The organism is Agrobacterium tumefaciens str. B6 (genome assembly GCF_001541315.1).
Taxonomy (GTDB): domain Bacteria; phylum Pseudomonadota; class Alphaproteobacteria; order Rhizobiales; family Rhizobiaceae; genus Agrobacterium; species Agrobacterium radiobacter.
Map to the genome: position 1 here is coordinate 159168 of NZ_LMVK01000052.1, position 22067 is coordinate 181234.

Annotated in this window: 31 protein-coding genes and 1 pseudogene; 17 read left to right on the top strand and 15 right to left on the bottom strand. The window is 56.9% G+C overall.

All coding sequences use genetic code 11. From position 1 onward, the window contains the following. Positions 1 to 117: 117 nt before the first annotated feature. Positions 118 to 315, top strand: a complete 198-nt coding sequence (locus ASB65_RS26710) for a hypothetical protein (RefSeq protein WP_060725974.1) — start codon at positions 118 to 120, stop codon at positions 313 to 315. Between the two features lie 19 nt (positions 316 to 334). On the opposite strand, the gene ASB65_RS26715 is transcribed toward ASB65_RS26710, so the two are convergent. Beyond that, positions 335 to 565, bottom strand: coding sequence for a hypothetical protein (locus ASB65_RS26715; RefSeq protein ID WP_060725975.1), 231 nt, complete (start codon positions 563 to 565; stop codon positions 335 to 337). Positions 566 to 994: 429 nt separating this feature from the next. On the opposite strand from ASB65_RS26715, the gene ASB65_RS26725 reads away from it, so the two are divergent. Next, on the top strand, positions 995 to 1519 hold the full coding sequence (locus ASB65_RS26725; RefSeq protein WP_060725977.1) for a sigma-70 family RNA polymerase sigma factor: 525 nt from the start codon (positions 995 to 997) through the stop codon (positions 1517 to 1519). Positions 1520 to 1804: 285 nt separating this feature from the next. Here the strand turns inward: ASB65_RS26725 and ASB65_RS26730 are convergent, their stop codons facing one another. The 6 genes from ASB65_RS26730 to ASB65_RS26755 all read right to left on the bottom strand — a co-directional run bounded on the left by ASB65_RS26730 (position 1805) and on the right by ASB65_RS26755 (position 5191). Continuing rightward, entirely contained in the window at positions 1805 to 1987 is a 183-nt protein-coding gene (locus ASB65_RS26730) for a hypothetical protein (RefSeq protein ID WP_060726021.1), read from the bottom strand. Positions 1988 to 2229: 242 nt separating this feature from the next. Next, entirely contained in the window at positions 2230 to 2457 is a 228-nt protein-coding gene (locus ASB65_RS26735) for a hypothetical protein (protein ID WP_060725978.1), read from the bottom strand. 125 nt (positions 2458 to 2582) lie between these two features. After that, the gene (locus ASB65_RS26740; protein ID WP_060725979.1) at positions 2583 to 3365 is read right to left on the bottom strand and encodes a Crp/Fnr family transcriptional regulator; all 783 of its coding nucleotides are present in this window, start codon (positions 3363 to 3365) and stop codon (positions 2583 to 2585) included. Positions 3366 to 3380: 15 nt separating this feature from the next. Then, a complete protein-coding gene (locus ASB65_RS26745; RefSeq protein WP_060725980.1) occupies positions 3381 to 3740 on the bottom strand; it encodes a hypothetical protein in 360 nt (119 codons plus the stop codon). Between the two features lie 367 nt (positions 3741 to 4107). Further along, positions 4108 to 4446, bottom strand: coding sequence for a hypothetical protein (locus ASB65_RS26750; RefSeq protein WP_060725981.1), 339 nt, complete (start codon positions 4444 to 4446; stop codon positions 4108 to 4110). A gap of 88 nt (positions 4447 to 4534) precedes the next feature. Further along, positions 4535 to 5191, bottom strand: a complete 657-nt coding sequence (locus ASB65_RS26755; protein WP_060726022.1) for a UdgX family uracil-DNA binding protein — start codon at positions 5189 to 5191, stop codon at positions 4535 to 4537. Positions 5192 to 5448: 257 nt separating this feature from the next. On the opposite strand from ASB65_RS26755, the gene ASB65_RS26760 reads away from it, so the two are divergent. Beyond that, positions 5449 to 6195, top strand: coding sequence for a Crp/Fnr family transcriptional regulator (locus tag ASB65_RS26760; protein ID WP_060725982.1), 747 nt, complete (start codon positions 5449 to 5451; stop codon positions 6193 to 6195). Here ASB65_RS26760 and ASB65_RS26765 read toward each other — a convergent pair. Beyond that, positions 6178 to 6417, bottom strand: a complete 240-nt coding sequence (locus ASB65_RS26765) for a DUF6894 family protein (RefSeq protein WP_060726023.1) — start codon at positions 6415 to 6417, stop codon at positions 6178 to 6180. The two genes, ASB65_RS26760 and ASB65_RS26765, sit on opposite strands and share 18 nt — an antisense overlap. Before the next feature lie 55 nt (positions 6418 to 6472). After that, positions 6473 to 6661 (bottom strand): hypothetical protein, encoded by a 189-nt coding sequence (locus ASB65_RS26770; protein WP_060725983.1) that lies wholly within the window; start codon positions 6659 to 6661, stop codon positions 6473 to 6475. A 151-nt stretch (positions 6662 to 6812) separates the two neighbouring features. Here ASB65_RS26770 and ASB65_RS26775 point away from each other — a divergent pair, with 151 nt between their 5' ends. The 5 genes and pseudogenes from ASB65_RS26775 to ASB65_RS27970 form a co-directional block, all read left to right on the top strand. After that, positions 6813 to 7016, top strand: a complete 204-nt coding sequence (locus ASB65_RS26775) for a hypothetical protein (RefSeq protein ID WP_060726024.1) — start codon at positions 6813 to 6815, stop codon at positions 7014 to 7016. Positions 7017 to 7058: 42 nt separating this feature from the next. After that, positions 7059 to 7247: a hypothetical protein gene (locus ASB65_RS27965; RefSeq protein ID WP_080868740.1), complete on the top strand. Its 189-nt coding sequence runs from the start codon at positions 7059 to 7061 to the stop codon at positions 7245 to 7247. Between the two features lie 15 nt (positions 7248 to 7262). After that, positions 7263 to 7553 carry a DUF3175 domain-containing protein gene (locus tag ASB65_RS26780; RefSeq protein WP_060725984.1) on the top strand — a complete coding sequence of 97 codons (291 nt, stop codon included), beginning with the start codon at positions 7263 to 7265 and terminating at the stop codon, positions 7551 to 7553. A 169-nt stretch (positions 7554 to 7722) separates the two neighbouring features. Continuing rightward, on the top strand, positions 7723 to 7902 hold the full coding sequence (locus ASB65_RS26785; protein ID WP_060725985.1) for a hypothetical protein: 180 nt from the start codon (positions 7723 to 7725) through the stop codon (positions 7900 to 7902). 75 nt (positions 7903 to 7977) lie between these two features. Continuing rightward, a pseudogene (locus ASB65_RS27970) lies at positions 7978 to 8316 on the top strand (thiamine pyrophosphate-binding protein); the annotation flags it as partial. A 167-nt stretch (positions 8317 to 8483) separates the two neighbouring features. On the opposite strand, the gene ASB65_RS27975 reads toward ASB65_RS27970, so the two are convergent. The 3 genes from ASB65_RS27975 to ASB65_RS26800 form a co-directional block, all read right to left on the bottom strand. Further along, a complete protein-coding gene (locus ASB65_RS27975) occupies positions 8484 to 8696 on the bottom strand; it encodes a helix-turn-helix domain-containing protein (RefSeq protein ID WP_080868738.1) in 213 nt (70 codons plus the stop codon). Positions 8697 to 8765: 69 nt separating this feature from the next. Further along, positions 8766 to 10280, bottom strand: coding sequence for an MFS transporter (locus tag ASB65_RS26795; RefSeq protein WP_081088477.1), 1515 nt, complete (start codon positions 10278 to 10280; stop codon positions 8766 to 8768). Between the two features lie 543 nt (positions 10281 to 10823). Continuing rightward, positions 10824 to 11516: a DAPG hydrolase family protein gene (locus ASB65_RS26800; protein WP_060725987.1), complete on the bottom strand. Its 693-nt coding sequence runs from the start codon at positions 11514 to 11516 to the stop codon at positions 10824 to 10826. Between the two features lie 130 nt (positions 11517 to 11646). Here ASB65_RS26800 and ASB65_RS26805 point away from each other — a divergent pair, with 130 nt between their 5' ends. From ASB65_RS26805 to ASB65_RS26825, 5 genes are all read left to right on the top strand, one after another. Then, complete coding sequence (locus ASB65_RS26805) at positions 11647 to 12243, top strand: TetR/AcrR family transcriptional regulator (RefSeq protein ID WP_198927598.1); 597 nt, start codon at positions 11647 to 11649, stop codon at positions 12241 to 12243. A 322-nt stretch (positions 12244 to 12565) separates the two neighbouring features. Further along, positions 12566 to 13354 (top strand): cysteine hydrolase, encoded by a 789-nt coding sequence (locus ASB65_RS26810; protein WP_198927597.1) that lies wholly within the window; start codon positions 12566 to 12568, stop codon positions 13352 to 13354. An 85-nt stretch (positions 13355 to 13439) separates the two neighbouring features. Continuing rightward, complete coding sequence (locus ASB65_RS26815) at positions 13440 to 13988, top strand: helix-turn-helix domain-containing protein (RefSeq protein WP_236734518.1); 549 nt, start codon at positions 13440 to 13442, stop codon at positions 13986 to 13988. Positions 13989 to 14057: 69 nt separating this feature from the next. Then, positions 14058 to 14570 (top strand): GNAT family N-acetyltransferase, encoded by a 513-nt coding sequence (locus ASB65_RS26820; RefSeq protein ID WP_060726028.1) that lies wholly within the window; start codon positions 14058 to 14060, stop codon positions 14568 to 14570. 10 nt (positions 14571 to 14580) lie between these two features. Further along, positions 14581 to 14847, top strand: coding sequence for a hypothetical protein (locus ASB65_RS26825; RefSeq protein ID WP_139786538.1), 267 nt, complete (start codon positions 14581 to 14583; stop codon positions 14845 to 14847). On the opposite strand, the gene nhaA is transcribed toward ASB65_RS26825, so the two are convergent. Further along, on the bottom strand, positions 14844 to 16037 hold the full coding sequence (gene nhaA / locus ASB65_RS26830; protein WP_174014744.1) for a Na+/H+ antiporter NhaA: 1194 nt from the start codon (positions 16035 to 16037) through the stop codon (positions 14844 to 14846). The genes ASB65_RS26825 and nhaA overlap by 4 nt on opposite strands. Before the next feature lie 165 nt (positions 16038 to 16202). Between nhaA and ASB65_RS26835 the strand changes: the two genes are divergently transcribed. The 4 genes from ASB65_RS26835 to ASB65_RS26845 all read left to right on the top strand — a co-directional run bounded on the left by ASB65_RS26835 (position 16203) and on the right by ASB65_RS26845 (position 19289). Continuing rightward, a complete protein-coding gene (locus ASB65_RS26835) occupies positions 16203 to 16616 on the top strand; it encodes a potassium transporter TrkG (RefSeq protein WP_060725989.1) in 414 nt (137 codons plus the stop codon). Positions 16617 to 16628: 12 nt separating this feature from the next. Next, positions 16629 to 16871 (top strand): hypothetical protein, encoded by a 243-nt coding sequence (locus ASB65_RS27980; protein ID WP_065694963.1) that lies wholly within the window; start codon positions 16629 to 16631, stop codon positions 16869 to 16871. A 397-nt stretch (positions 16872 to 17268) separates the two neighbouring features. Continuing rightward, positions 17269 to 18660, top strand: a complete 1392-nt coding sequence (locus ASB65_RS26840) for a cache domain-containing protein (RefSeq protein ID WP_060725990.1) — start codon at positions 17269 to 17271, stop codon at positions 18658 to 18660. Next, on the top strand, positions 18657 to 19289 hold the full coding sequence (locus tag ASB65_RS26845) for a response regulator (RefSeq protein WP_060725991.1): 633 nt from the start codon (positions 18657 to 18659) through the stop codon (positions 19287 to 19289). The genes ASB65_RS26840 and ASB65_RS26845 overlap by 4 nt, the downstream gene beginning before the upstream one ends. A 66-nt stretch (positions 19290 to 19355) precedes the next feature. On the opposite strand, the gene ASB65_RS26850 is transcribed toward ASB65_RS26845, so the two are convergent. Continuing rightward, positions 19356 to 20468, bottom strand: coding sequence for a TRAP transporter substrate-binding protein (locus ASB65_RS26850; protein ID WP_060725992.1), 1113 nt, complete (start codon positions 20466 to 20468; stop codon positions 19356 to 19358). Between the two features lie 82 nt (positions 20469 to 20550). Beyond that, the gene (locus ASB65_RS26855; protein ID WP_060725993.1) at positions 20551 to 22059 is read right to left on the bottom strand and encodes a TRAP transporter large permease; all 1509 of its coding nucleotides are present in this window, start codon (positions 22057 to 22059) and stop codon (positions 20551 to 20553) included. Between the last annotated feature and the right edge of the window lie 8 nt (positions 22060 to 22067).

The following is a 22067-nucleotide window of genomic DNA, read 5'->3' on the forward strand; positions in this document are numbered from 1 at the left end:
ATCGGACCGCTCCGGGCGAGCAGGGAAAGCAGCCGGCTGCCTGTCGTCACCGAAAGGAACAAGCTTGCCCGACCGAAGTTAGGCCGCCTAGCTTCACACGAACCGGAGGTTCCAGCCGTGACAGAGACCATTGATTACGAAACCAGCAACAGCCTGAATATCGAGGCTTCGACCCCCAAGGTGATTAAGATCGTTGTCGGTGAGCGTACGGTACTGGAAGGCGTGCTGAACACCGGCAGCGTCTTGACGGTGCAGACAAAGGAGGGCGCCGAGCCACAGTCCATCGAACTTGTTGTCGAGGATTTGGCCGGGTGAAGATCGTTTTGCGGCGGCGCTACCCCCTGAAATCGCCCTCGTTCGATTCCCGTTCGTCGTAGTTGACATCCCAGTCCTTCTCGGGTTTCTTGACGCCGGGCGGCAGCTTGTTGGCGGTTGCATCGTCGGATCCGGTGATAACCCTTGGCTTTGCGCTTGCCACGCCATTGTTATCAGAGGTTTTTTTACCGCGTGCGAACTGCGGTTCGCTGTCCTTGTGAATCTGCTTGAGCTTGTCGTCCTTGTTCATGACATCCTCCTTGATCCTCCCCTAACCTGCTTCCCTCATCACTGTTCCCTCAAATCTTCAGCCGGGCCGGAACCTCTCCAGGACGCTGCGGTTAGAAGACGGGCCGGAAGAGCGATCCATCAGTCTGTACTCACAAGCGGAGATGAAGCGATGAGCCGACCAGAGGACGATACAAAGCCGGAGCCCGGTACGGATGATGCCCGTTCCGGCGATAGCGAAGAAAGCCGCCGGGACCGTGAACAGACGCGAAAAAACGCGGAACGCATGGTCGAGCAGAGGCATCGCAGGCCACTTCCTGGGGAGAGGACACCTAAACACCTGTCTGGCCTCTCCCATCAACGCCCTTTGGCATGGATTTCGCCATTGTACGTTGGCGTACAGCAACCAAGCGGCTGCCGAGGCATTTCCCCATGATGAAAGGATGGGAAAATGACCAGGCACGCTATGAGTGGAGTTTCCGGAAACACATTGAGTGAAGCCCAGCTGGAGGTATTGCGTATCGGTATTGCACAGCAAGCGCCGGCCTTGACAGCTTTCGCCCGTCGCTTCGTCAGAAATGAGGAGGATGTGGACGATCTCGTTCAGGAGACGATGTTACGGGGAATTAGGTCTCTGCATGGTTTTACCCCCGGCACGGCGCTGAAATCATGGCTCTTCACCATTTTACGCAACACTTTCTGCACCCGTTACAAGGTGTCGAGACGCGAATGTATCGGTCTGCCTGTCGGTATCGAGCAATCCATGTCCACCCCCGCCAGCCAGGAATGGCGCGTGCAGCATCAGGAAGTCATGCAGGCAATACGCGAACTCGACGAGGATCAGAAAAAAGCTCTGTTGCTCGTGGCCGCAGGGACGAGTTACTACGATGCCGCCGCCATTTGCGGCTGCCGCGTGGGCACCATCAAAAGCCGTGTCAACAGGGCAAGGGAGTCGCTACGGCGAAATCTGGACTGAGGGTTGTGCGCGTCGATCGTAAACCGTGCGATGCAGCCTTCGTATAGCCCTCATCAATGCTCTCATGCGGGTGAAGGCTCATCGCCTGCGGATTCGTCTGGGAACCGCAAGTCCCAGTTGCCAGTTGCCTCCGGCAGAGTGCCTGCCCATGGGGCAATCCGTCAGTTCTGAATGAAACATGGCGGCGGTAACGCAGAAACCCGCATTCGGGGCGTCCAGGAATCAGGTTGATCCGTGATTGCGAGGAGCCCGGAACGAGGTACAACCCACCTGAACAGGTGAACGCTATCTGTCCTGCTGGTGACCCTGATGGGTCGTGTTTATCTTTATGTTGGCCTGCCTGCCGGTCTGGGTCGAAACCTTCTGCTCCTTGATGAAGGGAGTATCTTCAGTGCTCAGCCGATCATTGTCGCCAGGACCCTGCTGGCTTCGATTGTCTTCGGGAATGGGGAGTGTTTTCCTGGTCATGTTGCACCTCATCCGGCATGATTTCCGTGGAGCGACCCGAACCGTGCTTGTGCAGGTTTGTTCCCGTCCGCCGACCAGGTTTCATACGGCGGCGGGGTGATGTCCGGCAGGAAACCCGAATGCAACATCATCCTATCTGCCGGCATCACAAAGCGCACGTTTTTCCGGAGACGGCAAAGAAACGTCCCCTCCACGAAATCGAGCCTGAGATTAAGGCGAGTTGCGTCGCCTAAGACCGGATATCAGCCGACGAGCAATTTGGTTCTAAAATAGAGAATTGCGAGCCGCTGGAGTTTCAAGGGATCGACAACGCCGCGATCATACATTTTCAGGACATAACGGGCGACGTCTGCCCGACATAAAGCAGGAACTCGTTCCGCAGACAGGACATTCTCGTAGGCTGCCTTAACGATGTTGATGTCTTCGTTCAGAAAAATTCCGGAGCTCTGATACTCGTGGTTGGCGTACATTTCACCTCCTTGAAACGCGCCCGGCGTTTCATAGGGTAAAGGAAGTTACATCCATATTAATAGCGAAACGACCGAAGGTAAATGTCCGGAAGCGTACCCAACGATGATTGAAAAGACCGTCCTGCTTAGCGAACCACGCCGTTCCCGACCGCGGTCAGGTCGTCAAGCGGGGTTTCAGACCGGTCGTCCTGCAAAAAGCGGGTGATCATACGATTATTCTCCTCCTCGGGCATGCCGTAGAGATCGTGTGCATAGGTTTCGAGCGTCTCGCGGTTCCTGATCGTAATTCGTCCCCTTTCGGAACGAATGAACCCATGGCTTTCGAGAACATGGAGGGCATCTGTTACACTCGCGCGCCTGACAGCCAGCATTGTGGACAAAAAATCGTGGGTCAGTGGCAAATGATTGCCTTTCACACGGTCGTGGCACATCAGCAGCCACCGGGCGAGGCGCTCCGTTACGGACTGGGTGGCATTGGAAGAAGCCGTGTATTCCACCTGGGTTCTTGAAACGTGCAGGGCGCAGACAAGAATATCGGAAAAGACCCGATATTGTGCAAGAAGAGCGTCAAACGACCTTATGCTCATGAAAAGTGCTTCGCCCGGAGCCTGCGTAACGATCTCAGTCAGGTTTGTTTGCGCGCCAGCCACCGCTCCCGTTGGCACAAAACCCTCTCGCCCGACAATTCCTGATTCGATTTTGCGCCCCGATTTGGTGACCACCACGACGGAAGCGATGCCGGAGGACAGAAAGAAAACACGCTCGACGGGCGCGCCAGCGGATATCAGCACATCGCCCAATGCAAGCTTGAGGGGGCTGCAAACGCCCATAACCTCTTGCCGGATGGCTTCCGGCAGAAGAGAAAGCAGGATGTTTACTTCACCAAGGCTCTCGGGTCGTTCCAGCATAATACGAGCCTCGCTCTAATGTCTGATGCCCCCTCCTTGCGCCATCAAGGCGGAAACAATATTTTCGATGTCTTCCGAACGTCCAGAGAGGGCAAAAGGTCCCGGCTCGCTGTCGATAACCGTCTCCGGCACAAAAAAAAGATAGGGAATGGCCTCTCCGTCCAGTTGATCGGTGAGGCGCAGCATGACGTCTGCCTCGTAACGTACGTCGATAATCGCAGCCGCAAATTTGAGGGCGCCCTTGCTCTCTATGAAGCTGGCGGAGTAGGGGCCCTCCAGGCCGATCTGGGCATGAAACCAGGCCATTCTGATTTCCGATGTAACAGTATCTGTCATACCGATGACTGCGATGGTGAGGCGTTTAACAGTCTGCATCCTTTACTCCTCGCATACCACAGGCATGCTTGTGCCTGTTGCCCACCATAACGCCTGAACTGGACGATTTCAGCTGCTCGGTCACCGAATTTGTCAAAGAGGCGCCGATAGGGACATTCCACGCCGGTGAAAACAAAGAATGATTGATGCGACGTGGGAAAGTATCGGGCCCGAACAGGATATGCCTTTGTGCGAACGGCTCGAGCCGAAATTCTGGTCCCTCGCACAGATGATAGCGATTTTCGCGGGCGAAAAAGGACGTGGAAAGCCTTAATGATCTACATGCTGGCTGTTGCGATTGCGCTCTATTTTCTAACGGAAATGCACTCTGGCCGCGCCGCATGAGGTGAGGCTGGCCGCCATCCGGTTATACTTTGCCGCCTGCCAGATTGAGGCCGCCGATTGACGATGGAAAACTGACTTCTCCGCCTCTCCGCCGCAAGGGAATATCCACCTGATAGGGCACAGCCACCTCTACCTGGAGCGAACTGCGCAAAAGGCTGGGTGTCGCGGCGTCGGTCAAGGTCAGATTTGTGGTCGCGGTAAAGCGTTCCGGCTCTTGCGTTGGGGCCACATCGCTCTCCAGCAGCTTTGCGGCTGCCAAAGCCAGATGCCGGCTGGGGTAAACAGCTCTCATGACATCAGCGACGACAACGCCCCACCCGTTTTCATGTGCCACGATCTGGTATTCGATGTTCTTTTCCATGGTGTTCAAGCCTCCCTGTTCGGTCGCACCTAACTGCGATGGGAAAAGCTTGTTCCTGACAGTGGGCAAATGCGGCAGGCCGGTTTCGCTAGGTCGCCTCGCCCAGGATTTCGCCTATTTTGTGCAGGTCGGAGACGAAGGCGCGCTGCTGTTGATCCGCCTCCTGCCGGTCGCGAAGGCGCAGCAGGTAAGACGGATGAATGGTGACGAGAAGACGTGTGCCGCGCGGCGTCAAAAGGACATGTCCGCGTTCCTTCGTCACACCGCTTGTCCGTCCCGTCAGCGCATAAAAGGCCGTGGCGCCCATCGCCACGATAAGGTCTGGATCGATAAGGCGCAGTTCCGCTCCCAGCCACCAGGCGCAGCGCTGTACTTCACCGCTGTTTGGCCGGGCGTGTAGTCGTCGTTTCCCACGTTGCTCGAATTTGAAATGTTTTACGGCATTGGTCACATAACATTGCGAACGATCTATACCGGCCTCCTTCAGACATTCATCGAGCAGATGACCGGCCGGGCCAACGAAAGGCCGGCCTTTCAGGTCTTCCTCATCGCCGGGTTGTTCGCCGACAAGGACCACGCGCGCTCTTGTGTCGCCGTCGCCAAAAACCAGTTGGGTGGCGTGCCTGTAGAGGTCACATCTTTCGCAACTTTCCGCTTCCGCGTGCAAGGCGCGGAGTGAAGGTGCGCCGGCGCTGTCGGGCTGGAAGGCAGGCGGCGGTCGGTTTCTATTCGTGCTTCTGGCCAAGGTGTGGCTCCCGCTGGAATGGTCATCATTCCCGATTTCCGTGAGGGTGCGGGACGACATACCCTGATCGGGTTTCGGTGTAGGATGCTCCCTGAAAAATGGGCTTAAATTTGGAATTTCGGCCATTCTGTGACGCAGAGACGATCTTTTCTGCGAATTGGTACGGAAACGTACTCACTGTTTTCATGCGATTTTCCGCTGCTAATATGACGCCGGGCTAATGTTTTCGAGCAAAGGGACGAGCCGGGCGAACTGCTATGCTTGGATCAGATTTTCTTGTCTACAATCGTTTATTGAAGACCTTCGGCACGGAAGGGCTGTCGCGCCTTGCGTCGCGCATGGAGGCGGTGGATCTGCCGGCGGGACACCAGCTCGTTGCGGCTGGCAAGCCCATTTCACATCTCTGTTTCATCGAAACCGGCCTTGCATCGACCGTTGTTCATGATGATGGCGGCAAAAGCATTGAAACCGTGATGGTCGGGCGGGAGGGGATTACCGGCTGGCCCGTTCTGCTGGGCGCGGAAACCACGCCGGATGAAACCATCATGGGCGTGGGCGGCCGTGGCTTCCTGATTCCGGCTGCTGAAATACGACGGGAAATGGAGGAAGACGCGCGCCTGCGTGCGCTGTTGCTAGGCTACATCAATGTCTGCCTGCTTCAGGTCGGTCAGCTTGTACTTGCAAATGGACAATATAGTCTGCGGGAAAGGCTCGCACGCTGGCTGCTGATGTGTCATGACCGGCTCGATACGGATGACCTGCCCATTACCCATGAGTTTCTCTCCACGGTTCTTGGGGTGCGGCGGCCGGGCATCACCAACGAGTTGCATGTTCTCGAAGGCATCCATGCCATCCACGCCAGCCGCGGAAACATCCGGATCATCAACCGCAGCATATTGGAAGACGTTGCCAACATGACCTACGGCGTCCCGGAAAAAGAATATGAAAGGCTCATGGCCCGTTTGCAGACGCATGTTGCCGCGCCATCACTCTTTTCTGTCTAGCGCGTCGGCGAAGCGGACGACCTTTAGCACTTCCTGTTGCCGGTTCCGGATAATGATGCATCCCTCGGAGATGTCGCGCCCTTGCAGGATTGCTTCGCTCATCAAGGCTCGCGCGTCCTTGAGAGCCTCTTCGATTGCCCGATCCAGCGACGGGAGGTCGCTCCCCTCCAGGTCATCAAGGAGATTCTTGCCGCTGATCACGGTGAAGAAAAATCTTGGCATAGCAGTATTCCCAAGAAATGGCATGGTCGCCGCAGGCGCATGTCTCGGCGCTTCCTCAGCCAAACTGCCGCAGATATTGGGCCTGTTTTTCAAGCCGCGTCGCAAGTTCGGAAATGCTCATGTTCGTTGCGCATAAATGAATCGCGCATTCCAGGAATTGCAGCGACGAGCGTCTGAGAAAATCCTGCTGCTGCTCATACGCAATTCTGGAGATGCGATCGGATTTTCCGGATTTGTCCGTCATCGTTCGCTCCCTCGGATTGAATGTCTGGCTCGCCTAACCGGGGGAGAGCGCAATTGTTTCGAAAAAAAATCCTCCTTCGGCCTCCCGGTCTTTGCGGAACATTGCCGCAGCAAAATGGTTGGGAAGCGTTGAAACCCAAGCGGAGGCAATGATGACCAATAATTCTCCACGAGACGGCGCTCCCGGCACCACCGAACAATCGCCGCGCTGGGAGGGGCCCAAGGAAAACCGACCCAGAGGCTACATGAAACCCACGGACGATCCCGAGCACGACCGGGACGCCGTCGGTGAAAACCTAAAAGACCCACGGAAGAAGCGTGTTTCCGATGCGATGAAAACCCGCGACGACAAATAAGTGTTGCGGCTCATCCGCTGCCATCTCACGACAGAGGAATGAATGTCCACTTCGATGAAAACACCGGCAAGCATCCGGCAGGGCGGGCCGGGGGCCTCGCACGAAAACGCGAAGGCACCTTTGGAGGTCAAGAAACCTGCGGCGGACAACGGCAAGCGTTCCAAGAGCAAGGTTTCCGGGGGAGGGGGTGAGCGCGATAGTCACCACACGCATGACCCCGAACGAAAATGATGATTTTCCGGACCTATGAAAAAGGCAAAAAAGAAAAAGAAGTGGTCGCAGAAGGTGACGAAGGAAAGCGATGCGCTCGATCTTGAGAAGGAGGTGTTTACCAAAGACGATCCCTCGCAGATCGCACGTTCGCTGAAAGCCTCAGCAGAACAATCCTCCAGGCGCAAGACCAATCCTTTCCGCTCTGCGATGTCGATGCTGGTCTTCTACATCAACCGGGCTGGCCGGACGTTGCCGGGAAAACGCAAGGAAGTGCTGGAAGATGCAAAGGATGAGCTTCGCAAGGAATTCGGCAAATCACGATAGACGCGTGTGGGTTGGCCTTGTCGCTTGAAACCGGCGCTCGGAGCCGTTCGGCAAAAATCGCTCCTCACGAAATATTAAATCTCGGAACTCCCGTGGCGCGGCATGGTTCGTCTAGGGCGTGCCACAAGGCGCGCAAGTGACAAATCACCAATATGAGGAGTGAGATATCATGCCCAATCAGGGTGGTGCGCACGAACAGCACGTGAAGGCCGGCCAGCAGAGCCACAAGGACAGCGACAAGCGTTCGCAATCCGCTTCGGCCTCCTATAACGGCAATAAGGACAAAACCCGCGGTGGCACACATGAGCAACATGTAAAGGCGGGTCAGCAGAGCCGCAAAAATTCCTGATACTGAAAAACTGGGATCCCCGCGCGCGTCGTGGGGATTTCTTGTTTATTCCCTGACGAGACTGAGGAATTGATCATGAAGACCGCAGCAGACGTGCTGGTAGAGACATTGATCGACGGGAAGGTCGACACGATATTTGGCCTTCCGGGAGATGGCATCAATGGCGTCATGGAGGCGCTTCGCAAACGTCAGGATGCGATAAGGTTTGTTCAGGTCCGACATGAACAGTCCGCTGCCTTCATGGCGACGGCCTATGCCAAATGGACTGGCAGGCTCGGTGTTTGTCTTGCCACGTCCGGTCCCGGTGGCACCAATCTCCTGACCGGTCTTTATGACGCCAAGCTGGATCAGGTTCCGGTCCTCGCAATCACCGGAATGCAATCTCATGACCTGATTGAAACTTTCAGGCGACGAAAGCATCCTGAAACTGGCCCTTGTGACCTTTGCCGAGCAGACGGCTTCCGATAGTCGACAAAAGATTGCGATCGATCTAAAATGTGGCCGAATGTACCGGTTATCTCCTCATCTGGATATCGTCGAGGACACCCGCAACACTGGCAGCAGCAACGCCGTCCGATCGATCACAAGGCTCGTCCAGTAGTGTGCTTCCTTGTGCCCGCCGCACGAACCAGCAGGACGCCAAGATCCTGCTCCAACAACTTGACACGGGGGCTAAAACTGGGCTGGCTCACGGCAAGGGTATTGGCTGCATGGCGGAAGTTCAGATGTTCCGCCACGGCCAAGATTTGAATCAATGACGCCAATGGAATGTGAGAGCCTGAAGGCGAGCGCATTCTATCCCATCGCAGCGGTCATTCATCTTTTACCTTGAGTGAGGAAACCCGTCGTACTGCCTGCGCACGTCACGTCGGTAGTTTGGCAGTTGACGTTCGCAGGGTCAGAAAGCAGACCATCGCTGCGAGCGCCGCCAACACCGCCAGAACGATGAGAACGGCGTGGAAGGCGTCCGTATAAGATTCGTAGACTAGCGCGGAAACCGAAGCGCCAAGGTTGACTGTAGCACCGGAGCCTATTCCATTCGCCAGCACCGCCGCCGTCTCGGGAAGCGTAATGGTTTGTTCTGTGGAGCGGACAGAAAGCCTCCCAACAGTAAACCCGATCAGCGCCGCACCGATCGCCGCAATCGCGATGGCTTCGCCCGCGACGCGCATGGTTGTGAATATGCCGGCTGCCATGCCGGCACGCTCCTTCGGCACAACGCTAACCGACAGAGCATCCATCAGGCCACACGGAATTCCACTGCCGATACCGATCAGGAGCATCGGCAGCACCATCGGCCAGACGCTTGTTCCCGGCGACATGCCCAGCAACAGCAACGCGCCTGCCGCCGAGATCAGGAAGCCCACACCCGACAGGATACCGGGCGAAAGGCGCCGCGCTAGCCTGCCGGCCAGAAGCGGTACGACGAGCATCGGGGCCGTCGGGGGCAGGATGGCCAGACCAGCGGCAAATTCATCGCGAGCCTGTACGGCGATAAACCAGATCGGTAAATAGACGATGAGTGCAATGAAACTGAAGCCGGTCGCGACCGGCAGGATCTGGACGCGATAAACCGGGGATAGCGGAACAGCGACAGGTCCAGCATCGGTCGGGCGCTCCGTAGTTCCGCAATCACGAAGGCGGTGAGCAGCAGCGCCGAGGCGATGAAGAGCGCAACGACGCGACCGCTGCCCCACCCGTCCTGTGGTCCCTGGACGATCCCAAAGGTAAGCAGCACCAGTGCCCGCCGTGAACAGGATGGTGCCGGACCAGTCGATCCCTTTCGCGTCAGGATTGCGCGATTCCCGAATGCGGGGCGTGCCGAAAGCCAGGATAAGGATCGAGAGCAGCGCGATGGCGAAATAGGGCGACCGCCAGCCGAGCGTTTCGATGAGGAAACCGGACGCGATCGGGCCGAAGGCGAGACCGGCGCCGAATGCTGTGCCGAGCAGGCTAAAGGCACGGGTTCGCTCATCTCCCTCGAATTCCTGAGCCAGAAGCGAAGTCGCGGATGTCAGGACGAACGCCCCACCTATGCCTTCCACGGCGCGCAGCAAGTTGAGAGCGAGCAGATTGGGGGTGAAGCCGATGAGAACGGAGGTGATTGTGAACAATACAAGCCCTGAAACGAAGCAGCGCTTGCGGCCGATATGGTCTCCGAGCGCACCAGCGGCCATCACACAGCCGCCGAAGGCAATAGCATAGGCATTGACGATCCAACTCAGGCTCGCCTGGTCACCGCCCAGATCGCGGCCTACCGCTGGCGTCGAGATTGCTGGGCCAGTGAACACCAGCGGAATGATAACGGCCGAGATGCAGATGGGTGTCAGGACTTTGTATCGGTCATCGTGGCCGGACGCGGCCGTTGTGTCTGTCATTGCGAACTCCGCTTTGCCGCGCGTCCGGGCCAGAATTCCACGACGGCAAGCTTGTGGCGGTGCTGCCAGACTGGACGATCGACAGCGAGGACGCCGTTCATCGTCCACGCTTCGGCCAACCTCGTACCCGCGAAGACGCGCGCGTTTATGGATTGGCTGGCCTTGCGAATGGCGCCTGTTGTGCCGTGGATCGGGACGGACTAGAGGTGCATTCGGGGCTCGCTCGTCTTGAATCACCTTTCGCAATCTTGCTGTTTTCTATCTCATAGATGCAGACGACGTCGATCTCTCCCTCGCGCGCCCAGTAGTGAGCGCTGCTGCACGCTTTCCATAACAACAACGCACGAAATGAATGAATTGGCCATCATCGACACTCCATGAAGCACGATGACATTCTTTGCCAAGTCTAGGCCGATCATTGCATCCTTCATCCGCCGCTTTCTCCTTTTCGTGGCTTTACGCCACTCTTTCTGGCGCATTACGATGCCGTTTGGGGAGGGCGGCAACCACCCCGTCTCTAAGGCCGCCTGCATTCGCCGCGGATTACCACATGGCCGGGACGTCCGCGCGATTTACGGGATCAGCCCAGTAAAGCGACGGTAGGCAGCGTGAAAGATATCCAAATTCGCTGTGACAATGTTGGAGAAGGCCGAGGCCGATTTCGTCGGCAACACGTCTTCCATCGACCGGGGCGAGGAGGAAACAGCTCCGTAGCACGGCACCGAATGGTGTATCTCGCACGACGTGCACCATAGCCCCTTGTTGCGGATCACCGGCTGAATCGAGCGCGATATCGTCGCCAAATCCGATCCTTGCGACAACTGCGAGCGACGCGTTGCCTGATTGGCGAGCGGCGGTATAGGCGCCTGGCGAGAAAGCTACCTCGGGATCATGGAAACGGATCACGGCCGCGACGGGAGGAATATTTCCCAACGCTTCCACTGCGCGGATCGTCGCTCCGACATAGCTTTGTCCCTTCTGCCACTGCGCGCTCCAGCCACGGTGCTCGACATGATCGGTCGGATGCCACCACAGCAGATGTTGCGTGGTGTCAAATTCCTTGAACCACCAGTCAAGCATCCTGCCCTTGCAGTTTGGGAGCTCAGTACGAACCTCGACACGCAACACGTCGCCGGTCAGCCGCTCGATGCCGGTCTCAATGCGTAAAGGTCTGGGTGCAAGCATTGCATCGAGTTCTTGAGACGCTATATCGAAGCGGTTTAGGAGCAAAGACATTTGAACCTCCGTCACAATTAGGAAACGATTATCGTTTCCTAATTGTGACCTATAATTTGCCCCAGGAGCTGTCAAGAAGAAAAAGGAGTCTGTGGTGGCAATCGAACGACGAAGCCGGGGGAGACCGGTGGTGCCTGATACGGTTGTGCTGGATAGCATTGTCACTGCAGCGCAACGTCTCTTGTCTAGTGGCGGAGCTGCGGCGATGACCATGGAGGGTGTCGCTTTCGAAGCCGGTATCGCGAAGAAGACGCTGTATCGATTTGCCAGTGGCCGGGCCGACCTCATCGGTCTGCTCGTGAATAGCTGGATAGCGCCAGTCTTCCCGAGTTTTGAAGCCAACCCCAAGGATGTCGCGGCGGCTTTGGAGCGCATTCTGCGCGAAATTGCCCAAGCCGTACTGAGCCGGGACGCTGTCAGTCTGTTTCGAATGCTTACCAGTGATGCCGACCTCAGGAGCCGATTTCTTTCCACTTATAATGCCAATGGGATCCAGCGTTCGCGGACAGAGCTGGCTCGCTGGCTCGATCAGCAGGAAACGGCAGGACGTTTCGAATTGCCAATCCCTGCGGAGAGGGTTGCGGACCTGCTGCTTTCCGCCACCATTGCCGAACCGCTGCGTCAGATTACGTTGGGGTTGCTTGATCCGCTGCCCGCATGGGATATAGCTTCGCGTGTCTCGGATACGGTGCGGCTGCTTGTCCCGCAGCCCAGTCGCGGGCGGTGACTCAACGATCTGGGCTGAAAAACGCGACGAAGTTTCACCTTTCATGCGACAATCGGCGGTTTCGGTAGTGAATAGCCATGCCATCCGCTTTGCGCCGACATTTCAGTTATTCACATCACCCACTCGAGTTCTTGAAAGCCGTCGCCCCCTGATGCGAGATGCCGCAGATTTTTTCGAGGCTGCCGCCTGCCTATGACAAATCTTCGGCCAAGACGTTCTATTATATTAGTACACAGTAGTACTATATTGGCATGAAGCTTGCAGGTGTGTCCCTGTCCCCGCAAACGCGGAGGAAGGCAAAACCAACATCAGAGAGGGTTTTATGGCCAATTTCGTAGCATCCCGCCGTTCCGCCATGCTTGGAGGCTTGGGCCTCGCTGCCGCAGCCGTAGGCATTTCAAGCACCAGAGCTGCGCAAACTGCTTCAAACATAGGCGGCATCAATGCAATTCCGGAACTTGCCCCGCAATGGAGGGAACTGAATTTCGCCGAAATTCTATCGCGCCCGGCCGCTTTTTGCTCGGTCAGCCAGAACAAGTCCTGCTACGACCCAGGCGGCGTCCAGTCCGGGGAAGGACATCGGGAGCGCGGCAGCCTGCCGGCCACGATCAAGGTCGTCGAGGCTGCCCGGAAGGCGAAGAACTTCGTTTCGTTCAACTGGATCGGCTACGAAGTCTTCCGACAGGACTACCCGATGAACGATTTCGACCGGGCGCAGTTTGGTGGATGGACGAAAGGGCTGAGCTGGACTAAGGAACAGCAGGCTCGCGACAATGAACTTGTCGGAGAACTTCGCGCTCTGGTTCAGCCCGGCGACAACGAATTCAACGAGCGCGCACTGCAGACCGCCTTCATAGGGACGCAGTTGCCCCTCGAACTCTCTCGCAAAAAGATTGAGGTCATCGTGCTGACCGGAATCCATCTGGACTGGTGTATCGAAGGCAATGCCCGCCTCGCTCGCGACAATGGCTACCTGCCGATCGTGATCGGCGACGCGTGCGGATGCCAGAAGCCCGACCAAGAGAAGGCCGCGATGGAGCGGATCAATAACTTCTTCGCTCCAGTGATCTCGGCCGACACTTTCGTAAAGCTACTTAAGCAGGCGGCATGATGAACGCGGGCGCCGAATGTATCTCGGCGCCTGTTGCCATTTCTGGCCTGTTTACTATTGTAGCACGATGAGCAACGAAATTAACATGGACAAGCGCATCGCAGCGCGCATTCGAACCGAGCGTGAAAGCAGGGGCTGGTCGCTCAGTGATTTGGCAGAGAAGGCCTCGGTCTCCCGCGCAATGATTCACAAGATCGAGCGTGGCGAGAGCAGTCCGACGGCAAACCTTCTTGGAAAGCTCTCCGGTGCGTTCGGGTTGAGCATGTCCACGCTGCTTGCCCGCGCCGAGATCAAGCAAGGCCGCCTTCTTCGCATGGACGATCAGCCAACTTGGCAGGATCCCGATACCGGGTACCTCAGACGGCACGTATCGCCGAGTTCTGACCTGCCATTCGACATCGTTCATGTCACGCTTCCTCCGGGGAAGGAAGTTCCAATGCCTGCGGCTGCCTACGCGTTCCTGCGCCAACTCGTCTGGGTTCTATCAGGCGAGCTAGTGTTCGTTGAAGGCGATGTGACGCACGAGATGAAGCAGGGTGACTGCCTGGAACTTGGGCCGCCGACCGACTGCATCTTCAGAAACGCCACAAAGAAGCCCTGCTCCTACGCCGTCACGGTTCTGAAAATATCCTGATGCTACTTGCCCATATCTGTCTACTATGTTAGAATTAAGTCCATCATAGTATACATGTCGGATTACCTCATGATCATTCGCGACGCTCAGGCCGGCGACCTTGAAACGGTTGCCGAAATCTACAACCATGCTGTCTTGAACACGACGGCAATCTTCAACGACGCTACCGTGGACGCCGCTAACCGTGCTGCATGGCTTGGTGACCGGACGCGACTTGGATACCCGGTTCTCATAGCCGCCTCAGATGACGGATCGGTCATGGGATATGCCTCCTTCGGCGATTGGCGCGCATTCGACGGATACCGTCGCACTGTGGAGCATTCGGTGTATGTCCACATCGACCACCGAGGAAAGGGCATTGCAGAAGCCCTGATGAAGGCCCTCATCGTACGCGCTCGAGGCATCGGAAAGCACGTGATGATTGCGGGGATTGAATCCAAGAACGTTGCCTCTATTCGACTGCACCAGAAGCTCGGTTTCAGTAGTGTAGAGCCGATCAGGCAGGTTGGTATGAAGTTCGGCGAGTGGCTCGATCTGACATTTATGTACCTGACCCTCGATGATCGCGCGACTCCAAACTGAGGCGATGGCCATGGCGAACGTTGCCGTATTCGCTTTGTTGATGGCCGCAGGAGCGGCGATCGTGGCGCAGAATCTTCTCATGACGAAGATCTCCGGCAACGGTACAACAATTCTTGTCCCGCTTATCATGAATTCTGCAGTGGGATTCGCCGCGCTGGCTCTCCTCCTTCTGTGGCGTGCGGGCGCAGCGGGAGTTTGGGAAATTCTTCACACGTTCCGTCCTTGGAACGTTCTTCCCGGCCTGCTAGGATCTTTTTTCGTCTCCGCAATCGGTTAAGGCGACGCCACCGTCCGGCGACTTGATGCGCCCAGAACAATAGCCCCCAGGAAACCGGCAACAAGCGATCCCATCAAAACCCCCACCTTAGCATGATTCTGAACTGCCGGATCCTCAAAGGCGAGCAAGCCAATAAACAGAGACATGGTAAAGCCGATCCCGCATAAGAGGGCAGTGCCAGTCACCTGACCCCAGCTTGCCTGCGCGGGAAGTTGCGCAAGTCCGAGCTTTGCCAGCAAGGTGACGACGCCAAGTACCCCAACCAGCTTGCCGACAACAAGGCCGCCGGCAACTCCCATAGTCAGCGGCTCGCTGAAGACAGAAACGCTGAGGCCGGAAAGCGAGACGCCAGCATTGGCGAAGCCGAAGACTGGCACGATGATGAATGCAACAGGCTTGTGAAGCGCGCGCTCAAGGCGATGGAGGGGGGACTCGGCCGGCGTTGCCTCCGGCGTGCCGGGGGTAAGCTTCAACGGGATCGTCAGTGCAAGCATGACACCAGCAAGTGTGGCATGAACACCTGACGCGAAGACCAGCACCCAAAGCACAGCGCCGAGCGACAGGTAAGGCCACAGCACCTTCACCCTCATCTTGTTGAAGATGAAGAGGTTGCTCCAAGCGAGTGCAGCGCCAATGAGAGCGATCAGGTTCAGGTCCGCGGTGTAGAAAAGAGCGATGACAATAACAGCACCGAGGTCATCGATGATCGCGAGTGCCGCGAGGAAAATCTTGAGCGACGTCGGAACTCGTGATCCGAACAATGAGAGGACGCCCAGCGCGAATGCGATGTCGGTTGCGGTCGGGATCGCCCATCCCTGTAGTGCTGTGGGATTGCCGCGGTTGAGAAGAACATAAATGATGGCCGGAAACAACATGCCGCCTGCTGCTGCAGCTCCTGGCAAAACCCTCCGACTCCAGGTGGAGAGCTGTCCGTCAAGCATTTCGCGCTTGATTTCAAGTCCGACCATCAAGAAGAACACTGCCATCAGGGCGTCGTTGATCCAGTGTTGAAGGCTCAGCGGTCCCAGATAGACGTGAAGGATATCAAAGTAGCTTTCCGCCAGAGGTGAATTAGCTGTAATGATCGCGAGTAAAGCGACGGCCATAAGGACGAGACCGCCCGAGGCTTCGTTGTCAAGGAATCTGCGAAGGGTGGAATTGATGCGACCTGGATTTGATGTCGAAGACACAGGTTCACGCTCCCTTAGTTGGAAGTTGATCTTAGTCTCCGTGAGTTTCGGGGGGACCCGCAGCGCACGCAGCACGCGCTGTTCGGATGTAAATACCTAAATCTCTGGGCGGTTTCCACAAAAACCGGAAATTTTTGCGCTAGGCGGACCGCCAAGACTATACGATTGAGCCAAAACGTCACACTCTATCGTTTTGTCATCATGTACAGGTCGCTGCGACCAGCAATTATGAAGGTTATCTATCCAGACAGCGTCACCACCATTCGATATGGGGGAACTGTTGTGGACTCGGACATGCAGAAGTCGATCTTTCTTTTCTTTTCGGTCTTCGTTTCGTTCTGGGCGATGGGAACAGTCGTTCTGAGCGCGCTTGGATATGACTTTCAGACCGCAGCATCATCGGTTTCACCGCATTGTCGAACGTCGGACCCGGGATCGGTTCAATGGTCGGCCCTGCGGGCAACTTCGCCGAAATGTCAAACCCCGGCTCTACTTCTCCTCTCCATCTCGATGCTGATGGGTCGTCTGGAGATCGTTACCGTCCTTATTATTCTCTCGCCGCTTTTCTGGCGCAACTAGCGCACCAACGACGTGAGCTTTGTGCTGGAGAAACACCGGGATCGGCTCCTTAAGGAGATTGCAGCGTGTGAAGTGGCGGTTCGAGAGATCGAAACCGACCTTCGACTTCGTGCTATGTCGAACGAAGCCAGCGACAAGGAGTTGGCTCTCCTGCGGCGGCCGAAATATGAAAAGGCCGATTTGCTTTATCGTTGCCAAAACCTTCGAGAAGGCTTCATCGCGTTGCTGGATAAAAACAGTATCGCGGCTGAATAGTTTCCAGGGTCGGGATCGCGGGCTAATCGTTGGACCTACCCCTATTCGATTTGTGTCATGACTGTTCGTCGTCCCGGCTTTGGAGACTTAGCCTCGAAACCCGCACTGGGTCACCGCTCTGCCAGCCTCTCCGGCCGGTCATCGATGCTTGCGGTTTCCAAATCGGCGAACATGCTGGTGCGATGCGGCGATCGGTTGAGGCGGGCAGCGTGCGATTCTGGATGCCCGGGAGAATGCGCTTATGATGCTGCCGCATGCGAATTATTGCGAGACCTTTGCCTGATGTTCCCATTCCGGTGCCACCCTTCGCCTCGAGCCGCATGTCGATCTGCTCGACTTGCCGCACGAACTGTTGTTAGGTGGAGGCGCGTGAGAGCGAATGTGTCGGAGGGGCCGCATGAGACTCAGGAACCAGATCCTTGCACTGGCCATAGGGCCGCTCGTTCTTGCCATAATTGTTATAACGGCGCTTATCACGTGGCAGTCCATGACGCTGGCGCGCACCAGCATCGACGCTTTCGAGCGAAACATGCTTGCGGCGAAGGAGGCTGAACTTCTCAACCTCACCAATCTCGCCCTTTCCGCGATCCGGTCGGTTTACGATAAGGCCGGACTGGATGACGAGGCGGCCAAGGAAGAGGTCAAGCGTATTCTGACGGACCTCGATTATGGCAGGGACGGTTATTTCTTCGTCTATGACTATGATGGGTTAAACGTCGTGCATCCGCGGCAGAATTTCCGTCCCGGCAATAACTGGCTTGATCTTTATGATCCTGACGGCAACCGGGTCATCTACGACCTGATCCAGAAAGCCAAGGAAGGGGGCGGTCTCGTCCAGTACAAATGGGAGAAGCCCTCCACGCACAAGATGGCGGACAAGCTTTCTTTCGCCGCCGGCCTTGACAAATGGCGCTGGATGATCGGCACAGGTGTCTATTTGGACGATGTTTTTGCGGCAACGGCCAAGGAAGAACTACGTCATTCCATCACATGGAATTTTCTGATTGTTGCACTTTTTTCGGTCCCTGCGGTGCTGCTGGTGTTTGCCACATGTATGGTGCTCAATCTGCGCCAGCAAAGGCTGGCAGACGGGCGTCTCAAGGCATTGATGCAGAGGGTGATCGATACCCAGGAAGAGGAACGCCTGCGCATCGCTCGCGAGTTGCACGACGGCATTTCTCAAAACCTCGTCGGCGTCCGGTTCGCAATCGATCTTGCGCGGCGCAAGGTGACGCCGGAGAACACGGGCGCTGTCGAAGCGATTGGCAAGGGTGCATCGGCATTGACCGAGGCGATCAAAGAGGTCCGTCGTATCTCTCACGATTTGCGACCCCGCGTTCTCGACGATCTGGGGCTGTCTGCGGCGCTGGAAGCATTGATTTCAAGCTTTTCGGAACGAACCGGCATCGCGGCCACGCTCGAGTCCGTGGCGTTCAAGCACATGCTGGTTCCGGAAGCACGCGTCGCCCTTTATCGTGTTGCCCAGGAAGCGCTTACCAATATCGAGCGCCATTCCGATGCGACGCAGGTCACCATCAGGTTCTCCAGCCGGGATGAAAGGGTTCAGATGGTCGTTAGCGATAATGGCCGCGGATTTCCCGCCGCACGGACAGAGACGGAGATGCCGGTCAGCAAGGGCCTTGGCTTGAGAAACATGCAGGAACGCATGACCCATTTCGGGGGCAGGCTGGAAGTCGAAAGCTCCGCCAAAGGGACTGTTCTGCGCGCGGTCCTGCCCATTACCGCCATGAAGGATCGTGGCAAACAATTTCAGGAGGCTGCGGAGTGAACCTTCATCCGATCCGTGTCCTTCTTGTCGATAACCACCCTCTGGTTCTGGACGGGTTGAAGGCTGTCCTTGAGACCTACGAACATATTGAGGTCGTTGGGACCGCGGTCTCTGCCAGGGCGGGTATTGACGCGGCTGCCGCCACGCAACCCCATGTCGTGCTGATGGATATAAACATGCCGCAGATTAACGGAATCGATGCTCTTGAGCTCTTCAGGGAGAAACAGCTTTCCTTGCGGGTGCTGATGTTGTCCATGCATGACAGCCGGGAATATATATCGACGTCGGTCATGTATGGTGCTGCCGGTTATATCCTCAAAGACGTGGCGACCGAAGAAATTGTGGCAGCAATCGAAACAGTGGCCGCCGGCGGAACCTATTTTTCCTCGGGCGTCCGCGATGTCCTCATGGAGGGATCATCCGGGAGGCTGAGAGAGCTGACGACACGTGAGCAGGAAGTTCTGCTGCTGATCGCGCGCGGAAAAAGCAATCGCGACGCTGCTCTGGCGCTCGATATCTCCGAGCGCACGATGGAAACCCATCGCAAGAACATCAAGCGGAAACTTGATATCGCGACGACCGCCGGCCTCATCCGCTATGCGGTGGATAACGGACTAATCAAGGAGTAAGGCGGGGTTGGAGATCGGGACCCGCGAATGTCACCATCTCGGGCCCCGATACAAATTTATGCAGCCTTATTTGCCGGCCGTCTGCATCGCATAGCCATAGCTGTCATAGGTATATTCGGCAACGCGGAACCACTCAAAGCTCTCATCACGAAACTTCTTCCAGCCCGGATAGATCTTGGCCCAGGCGGGGTGCTTCCGGGTGTATTCGTCGTAGAGTTCGAAGGTCGCCTTGTAGGCGGCGTCGAGCACATCCCGGGGCAGCGGCCGAAGCTGTGTGCCCTTGGAGACCAGCGAGCGGATCGCGTCTTTGTTCTTGACGTCGTAGAGCGCCTGCATGTTGATATTGGCGGCCTTGCAGGCGGTGTCGAGCGCTGCCTTGTATTCATCGGGCAGAGCCTCATATTGATCCTTGTTGATGAAGAAGTGGATCGTCAGTCCACCTTCCCAGAAAGCGGGGTAATAATAATAGGGCGCGATCTGGTAGAAGCCGAGCTTTTCGTCATCGTAGGGGCCTACCCACTCAGCAGCGTCAATGGTTCCCCGCTCCAGCGCGGGATAAATGTCGCCTCCCGGAAGCTGCTGCGGTACGGCGCCGAGCTTGGCGAGCACCTGCCCCGCAACGCCGGCAATGCGCATCTTGAGACCCTTGATATCCTCGAGGCTCTTGATCTCCTTGCGGTACCAGCCCCCCATCTGGGCACCGGTCGCACCCCCGGGAATGCCGATGACGCCGTAGTCGGACAGGAATTCATTATAAGCTTCGTTACCGCCGCCGTGGTAAAGCCAGGCGTTCTGCTGGCGGGCGTTCAGGCCGAAGGGAATAGTCGAGCCGATGGCGAACGTCGGATCCTTACCGGTGAAATAATATCCGCAGGTATGGGAGATCTCGACGGTATTGGCCTTTACGGCGTCGATCGCCTGAGCACCAGGAACGATCTCGCCGGCCTGGAAAACCTGGATTTCGAACTTGCCTCCCGTTATTGCCTTCAAGGCGTTGGACATGACAACGGCCCCGCCGTAGATCGTGTCCAGATTGTTCGGGAAGCCTGACGTGAGACGCCAACGAATGTTGGGCAAAGATTGGGCAACGGCCGGCGTTGCCAGCGTGGAAACGGCTGCAGCCGCCCCCGCTAGCACGCCGCCCGACAACAGTTGCCGGCGACCTGGGTTGACCTTCATAGATTACCTCCTCTTTTTTCAGATGTTTCCGACGTTTGGCGCGCCGGTAGGCTGCGATGGGCGCCTCCGCGCCCGACCGATTTCAGGGTGTCGAGGGCTTTCCAAAGCTCGGCGTGCTGTTGCCAGGCGCCAGGAAAGGATTTGCGAAAGGATCGGCGTCCGTGCCTGCGCCGGGCATTGGGACGTTGATATGAACGGCAGACGGATCCACCTGTTTGGCCCCCGACTTGTAGTGCATCACGATGCCGGGGAAGGCGATGATGATGACGACCATGGCAAGCTGAATGAAGAGATAGGGTATAGCGCCCAGATAGATCTGGGTTGACGTGGCCGGCTGGATCGTCTGCCCGGTAATCCGATCCCTGTAGGCGCGTGTCGGCGCCACGGATCGCAGGAAGAACAGCGAGAAACCGAAGGGCGGGAGCATGAACGATGTCTGCATGTTGACCGTCAGCATGACGCCGAACCAGATCAGGTCAATGCCAAGAGCATCGGCGACAGGTGCCAAGAGGGGGATGATAATGAAGGCCAACTCGAAATAGTCGAGAAAGAAGGCCAGGAAAAAGACCAGCAGGTTGGCGACGATGAGGAAGCCGATTTCTCCACCCGGGACCGATGTCATAAGATGCTCGACCCAGACATGCCCGTTCACGCCGTAAAAAGTCAGGGAAAAGACGCGCGCGCCGAGCAGGATGAGCAGCACGAAGGACGACAGCTTCGCGGTGGCGTAAAGCGACTGCTGTATGAGACCGAAATTGAGCTTGCGGTTGGCAAGCGCAAGTGCAAGTGCGCCTACCGCTCCCATGGCACCGCCTTCCGTAGGCGTGGCGATGCCGAGGAAGATCGTGCCCAGCACAAGGAATATCAGTACGAGCGGTGGCACCAGGGAGGTGATGACCTTCAGCAGCAGCTTGCTGCCACGCAGGGTGCGGGCCTCCACCGGCAGAGCAGGGACCTTTGCCGGGCTGATGATCGACGTGATGATGATAAAGAGCGTATAAGCACCTACGAGCATCAGGCCCGGAACCAGCGCGCCCTTGTACATGTCACCAACCGAACGGCCAAGCTGGTCGGCTAGTACGATCAGGACGAGGCTTGGCGGTATGATCTGCGCCAGCGTGCCGGACGCCGCGATCGTGCCGGCGGCGATTTTGCGGTCGTAACCATAACGCAGCATGATCGGCAGCGAGATAAGGCCCATTGAGATAACGGAGGCTGCAACAACGCCTGTGGTGGCCGCCAAAATCGCCCCTACAAAAATCACGGCGAAGGCAATGCCGCCGCGGACCGGTCCGAACAGCTGGCCGATTGTGTCCAGCAGATCTTCCGCCATACCGCTCTTTTCGAGGATTAGCCCCATGAAGGTGAAGAACGGTATGGCCAGCAATGTTTCGTTCGACATCTGGCCGAATATGCGATCGGGAATAGCCTGGAACAGTGTTGCCGGCAGCAGGCCGAGTTCGATCCCGATGAAACCGAAGAAGAAGCCGACGAAGGCCAGGGCGAAGGCCACCGGGTAGCCGAGCAGCAGCACGATGATGAGCGCCGCGAACATGATCGGCGCGAGATTTTCCGCAATGAATGCCATTATTGTTTATC